Annotated in this window: 5 protein-coding genes and 1 tRNA gene; 5 read left to right on the top strand and 1 reads right to left on the bottom strand. The window is 61.8% G+C overall.

What is annotated here, in order from left to right; translation table 11 throughout:
• Nucleotides 1-2: 2 nt before the first annotated feature.
• A complete protein-coding gene (locus R5W23_RS05680) occupies nt 3-1,427 on the bottom strand; it encodes a hypothetical protein (protein WP_320685493.1) in 1,425 nt (474 codons plus the stop codon).
• A 399-nt stretch (nt 1,428-1,826) separates the two neighbouring features.
• On the opposite strand from R5W23_RS05680, the gene R5W23_RS05675 reads away from it, so the two are divergent.
• From R5W23_RS05675 to R5W23_RS05655, 5 genes are all read left to right on the top strand, one after another.
• Nucleotides 1,827-2,129: a hypothetical protein gene (locus R5W23_RS05675; protein ID WP_320685492.1), complete on the top strand. Its 303-nt coding sequence runs from the start codon at nt 1,827-1,829 to the stop codon at nt 2,127-2,129.
• Nucleotides 2,130-3,051: 922 nt separating this feature from the next.
• Nucleotides 3,052-3,125, top strand: a tRNA-Asp gene (locus R5W23_RS05670).
• Nucleotides 3,126-3,704: 579 nt separating this feature from the next.
• Nucleotides 3,705-4,190 carry a gluzincin family metallopeptidase gene (locus tag R5W23_RS05665; RefSeq protein ID WP_320685491.1) on the top strand — a complete coding sequence of 162 codons (486 nt, stop codon included), beginning with the start codon at nt 3,705-3,707 and terminating at the stop codon, nt 4,188-4,190.
• A 65-nt stretch (nt 4,191-4,255) separates the two neighbouring features.
• On the top strand, nt 4,256-4,702 hold the full coding sequence (locus R5W23_RS05660; protein WP_320685490.1) for a hypothetical protein: 447 nt from the start codon (nt 4,256-4,258) through the stop codon (nt 4,700-4,702).
• A partial coding sequence (locus R5W23_RS05655; RefSeq protein ID WP_320685494.1) for a DUF4145 domain-containing protein occupies nt 4,669-5,042 on the top strand: 374 nt, incomplete at its 3' end. The genes R5W23_RS05660 and R5W23_RS05655, both read left to right, overlap by 34 nt.

Raw genomic sequence — 5,042 nt, 5'->3', positions numbered from 1 at the left:
AATTATTTCTTGGCCTGGAAGCCTTTCTTGTTCGGAATTGCGACGGCGGTCCATCCCGCGTTGGTAGCCGGGAGCGTAGCGTCGGCGGTAGTGTCGCAAGCGATCACATCCCAAGTGCCGTTTACCTGCTGTCCCCCACCCACGTTTGTTGCGACGATCTTCGCATTCGCGCCAACCGTGAGCTTGCCCTTCACCTCCCAGCGGTGAGCTTGACCCATGTTGACCGCACCCTCGATACCGGTCGCGAAATCGCCACCGGACCACAGCGCGTCGCCGTCAACCTTGAACGTGAACCACGCGAACGCCGTTCCGACAAAGAGCGGACTCGGAAAGCCGATGCTGCCACCCGTCATCTCGTAAGTGCCTTTCATCGTCGCGGTTTGCGCGTTCAACCCGAGTGCCGCATTTCCGTAGATCTGTACGTCCCCACCGCTGATCCGCGCCCCCTTGCTGGCGCTCACATCCAGAACACAACCTGCCATAATCCGGAGACTTGGTTTGAACAACCAGCTTCCGCTGGTCTGAGCGTAGCTTGGTGTTGTGGCGTTACCACCCGTGAGTTCCACGGTGGCCTGCCCCGTAAGATAAAAAATCCCACCTTGGTTGATAACCCGGAGATCGTCCTCGATCGTTCCGGTTCCCGTGTACCCCCACTGTCCGGCCACGTCCAATGTCAGCAAGCCTTTCGCTGGGTCGACACATTTCCACACTTGAGGTGACCCGACTTGGCGAACCTGGTTCACCACTTTCGCATTCTGGTTAACGAAGATGGCGTTGTCACTCGTTTTGGCGAGAAGAACGGTCCCCTGGCCATCGACGGCGGTTGTTTTTTCAGTGCCGTCCGAACTGCCGAACACGAGCGTACTACCGGTTGTGAGCGCGCCGCCCTGCGGCGGGGTGATCGTGCCCCCGCCGTTGATGTAGACGCCGCCCCCGTAGACGTTGCTGTTCAGGACGCCGCCGGTCCAGGTGAACAGGCCGTTGATTTCAATGGGCGTGATAAGTTCGGATGGTTGGGCGATGGCGCCGCCAGCGAGTGTGAAATCGCCGGTGTTGAGGAAGTTGTCCGCGGCGATTGTGACGGTTCCGTCGTAACCGGCAGCTAGGGTCAAGGAGTTGAACCCGGCAATATCCGAGTGCAATCCCTCGCAGTCATGGGACCCGGACGACATGGCCCCGAAGTACACATCGTCACCGTCTGTCGGTGCCCTGTAGTCCGACTCGTTGTTCGACCAGTTGTCCGGGTCCGAAGCCACGGCGCTTACCGCGCCGGTCCAGGTGAACGCTGCGAGCACCTCGCGCGGCTCGAACTGCTCCAACCCGAGGCGCGCCTTCCGCCCGGATGAAGTTCTTGCATTCCGGACGTTCGACGCACGGGCAGAGTTGCGAAGAAGCTGTGCGAATCGGGACACGGCGGTGCGGAGCATGGCATCTTGAAAGCTGTGGGGAAAACGCTCTCGGCTCACTCGACGCATCGGCATGGTAACGACTGGCGCAATGGGCTCAATCGCAGTGCGAATGATTTATGCGCTCGTGAGGCTGCCCGTTCAGCCGAAGTGCTTTACGTTTCTTGGGATCGGAGCATTGTGAAGATTGGAGCCGGCGCATTGTGAAAATATCGAGCGCGGCTGTTCTGTCGTGGGTCCTTGCTGCTCAATCGATATGGCGGCTTGTTAATTTTGCGAGTTGCTGTGCATATGGTTTGCCGCGGGATGAGTTGTGCGCGTCATGTCTCCCCTTTCCCACGAGGTTGACGCGGTCGTCGCTCGCACCCCGCTTGGTGATTCACCTGCGGGATCGCTCTTGCACAGCTCGCTGTTGGCAATGTGCTTGTTCTGGTCGGGCCGGTTTCGGCGACGGATTTTCCGCAGCCGGCGGCCACGGAACCGGCCGAGCCGTTCGCCAAAGAGCTTTCGCTGGTGAAGGCGGGCGAGTACCTGGACGGCGTGGGCGTGAACTGGACCCGCGACCGCCAGTGCATCACCTGCCACACGAACATGCCGTACCTCACCGCCCGCCCGTTACTGAAAGGGGATGAGGGCTGGAAGGAGGTGACCCATTACCTCGAAGGCAACGTGAAGAGTAGGTCCACCGGCGGAAAGCCGCGGGGAGGTAGCCTTCGGGCTTGATGACGATCGAGGTTCTCACAACCGACTCAACCCGGCCCAGGAAGTTTCTCGGCTCATACTCAGGACCGGCCGGCTTCCGCGCCGGCTTTGCCGCTGGCGGAGGCACTGGCACCGGAACGGCGGTGCCGAGACCACGACACAGGCAGAGAGCGAAGAAGACTTGGCGCATGATCGCGGTTGTAGCTGAGGTGGGGGAACTCGTCCCGGCACCTCGCCGCGGTGGGTGTGTGCCCGGCCCGATTCGCACCTTCGCACGGAGCGCGGCGTGTACGCGGTCCCAGGTGCCGTCTAACCGCCAGGCGCGGAACTGGCTGTACACCGTTCACCCGTCCGGCAAGTCGTGAGGCATAATCCGTCACGCCCTACCGGCCCGCAAGTGACAGAAGATCACGTTCACCACCTCCCGCCGGCTCACCACGAGCGGGTGACCGCCATTGCGGCGTGCCGCATTTGGGCGTAGGGAGCAGCGAGTCCAACCGCTTCCACGGCTCGTGCGCCAGAGTCGTTGGGTATCGACGACGGCTCGCGCAAACGGAGTACGTAATCCGAATTTGCGTTGCAGCGCCAGTTTCAAAACACACATCTAAGGTGTGCTCAAATGCAACTCGGTAATCATCGCGGTGCCTCCACACGCGATCGCCGCTCGTCAAAATCGCAGCGGCAGCTGTCTGTTTCGGAGGCGCTTCACTCCGCGTAATAAGCAGGAGGCCAGGATACGGCTTGTTCGGGCAGGTGCCTCTTGCCGTCAGGCGCCGGCGGTGTAGAATTTGGTTCAGACACGGCCCTCGACATTGATACTAAAGGGTGTAGCTGCAAGGCATAAGCGTGTATCGTATTAAAATTCGATCCTGGATGCTTTGTGTGAAATATCCGAAAGTTGAAGTGGCCAAAACTGTTCGAAACGCTAAGATCTAGATTAGTTGGGGACGTAGCTCAATTGGTTAGAGTACCGGACTGTCGATCCGGTGGTTGCGGGTTCGAGTCCCGTCGTCCTCGCTGAGCTTAAACGCCGCAAGGGTAACACCTTGCGGCGTTCTCATTTCCGGGCGACCTTTCCGCCTCATAGAAAATGGGGACATTTTGGGGACGCCGCACGGGTGACACTTACGTCGCGTTGCGATGCCCCGGATTTTCATTCCCGGGGGCGGGAACGGACGCCTTACTTCGGCCCCTTCGGCTTCGCGCACGCCGGCCCCTTAGGCTTCTGAATACACTGGCAGTGCGCCTCGCACCGCAGGCACGTCCGGCATGTCGGGCCGTTGCACAGGCACACTTCGCGGTTCATCCGCCGGCAGCAGTAGCATGTCATCGTATACCTCCTGTCGTCCAGAAGAGCGCAACCGCGACGAACGCGCAAGGTCAGTAGGGCCGCCAGATCCACCCACCTTGGGCACACAACGATACGTAGCGCAACTGCATGTTGGGATTGGTCTTGCGAAAAACTCTCGGCGACCAAGCTTTCTCCGAATCCTTACGCCGCGCGGTTGACTCTAATCTTTATTAGGGTCCCTCCGTGCCTACAGGACGCCCATTACCGACCTGATCCCGAAAGCCCTCAAGCTCCACGACGGACTGATGAGGGACATCGCCCGGCAGTTCAAGCGGCATTTCGACCAGACGTGGCGGCGCCTCTCGCCGCAGGCGAAGGGTCCGATCGCAGAGTACTTGCGCCGGTGCCCGGGAACGGCGTACCTGTGCTTCCGCATGGACCACGACGATCAGGCGCCGTTCGGGCGCTGCGCGTACGCCCCCGACCGCACCGCAGTTACGTTCCTCGCGCCGTACTTCTCCTTGACCTCACCCGACGAGGTGCGCGTCGCGGTGATCGCACACGAGCTGACGCACATTTACCGCCGCGGCACGGGCGAGTGGACTCCGGACGGCGAAGTCGAGGAGGCCGCAACCCGTGCGAAGGCGCTCGACTGGGGGTTCGATGCACCCAGCTTTCGCGACGCCGAGCACATGGCGGGCTGGAACGAAGTGCTCGGGGAGTGGCAGGCGGCTCACCGCGACCGGTTCGGGAAGGAACTCGAGAGCCGATGGCTCGGGCGCGTCGGTTGATCCGAACCGCACGGCAGCGGCAAGTGTCAGTGCAACGAAAGGTTACGTTTCCTCAAAGGTGCCCAATGAGTCAAACATCGTCCATCACGGTCGGAAAGCCCGGCGGGGAAGTGTGGGTCGCGTGCGCGCGGTGCAACGGCCCGACGTGCCACAAGGTCTTGGCCGTCGTCGACACGAGCGACGAGAGCCCCGACGGCGACATCCGGGTGTGGGACGACTACATGGTCGTCGTGTGCCCCGGCTGCCGGACGGTCAGCTTCTGTATCGAGTCGACCAACACCGAGGACTGGGAGTGGGACGAGCGCGCCGGTGATCAGCAGCTCTCCAAGAGTTACACCCTTTACCCCAGTCGGCAGGCCGGCCGCCCGGAGATGGACGGGCTGTTCGACGTGCCCCACGGCATCGCGACCATCTACCGGGAGACGCTCGCCGCCATCGAGGGGAAGCAAGCCGTGACCGCAAGGCAACCGGGCACAATCTGGAGAAGAAGATCGATGCGCTGGTCACCCTGAACGTTGTGAGCGGTGACGGGGCGAAGATTCTTCACAGCCTGCGGTTCATGGGCAACAACGCCGCGCACGAGGTCAAGGGCCACACCGCCGAGGAGCTTACGATCGCGCTCGGCGTGGTCGAGTACCTGTTGCACGGCGTGTACGTGATGCCCAAGAAGGCCGCGAAGCTTCCGCAGAAGCCGCCGCAGGCGCAACAACCGGCCAAGCCCCAGCCGAAACCGCAACAGCCGAAGAAACCGGGGCAGCCGCCTGCCGCGTTACCGCTCGCTGCGAAAGCGCCGCTCGCCCTGCCGGCGGCGTCGGCCGCGCAGACGACGACGAAGCCGATCAAACAGTCGAC

The organism is Gemmata algarum, from assembly GCF_034097035.1.
Classification (GTDB): domain Bacteria; phylum Planctomycetota; class Planctomycetia; order Gemmatales; family Gemmataceae; genus Gemmata; species Gemmata algarum.
This window is presented reverse-complemented; position numbering and strand designations above follow the sequence as displayed.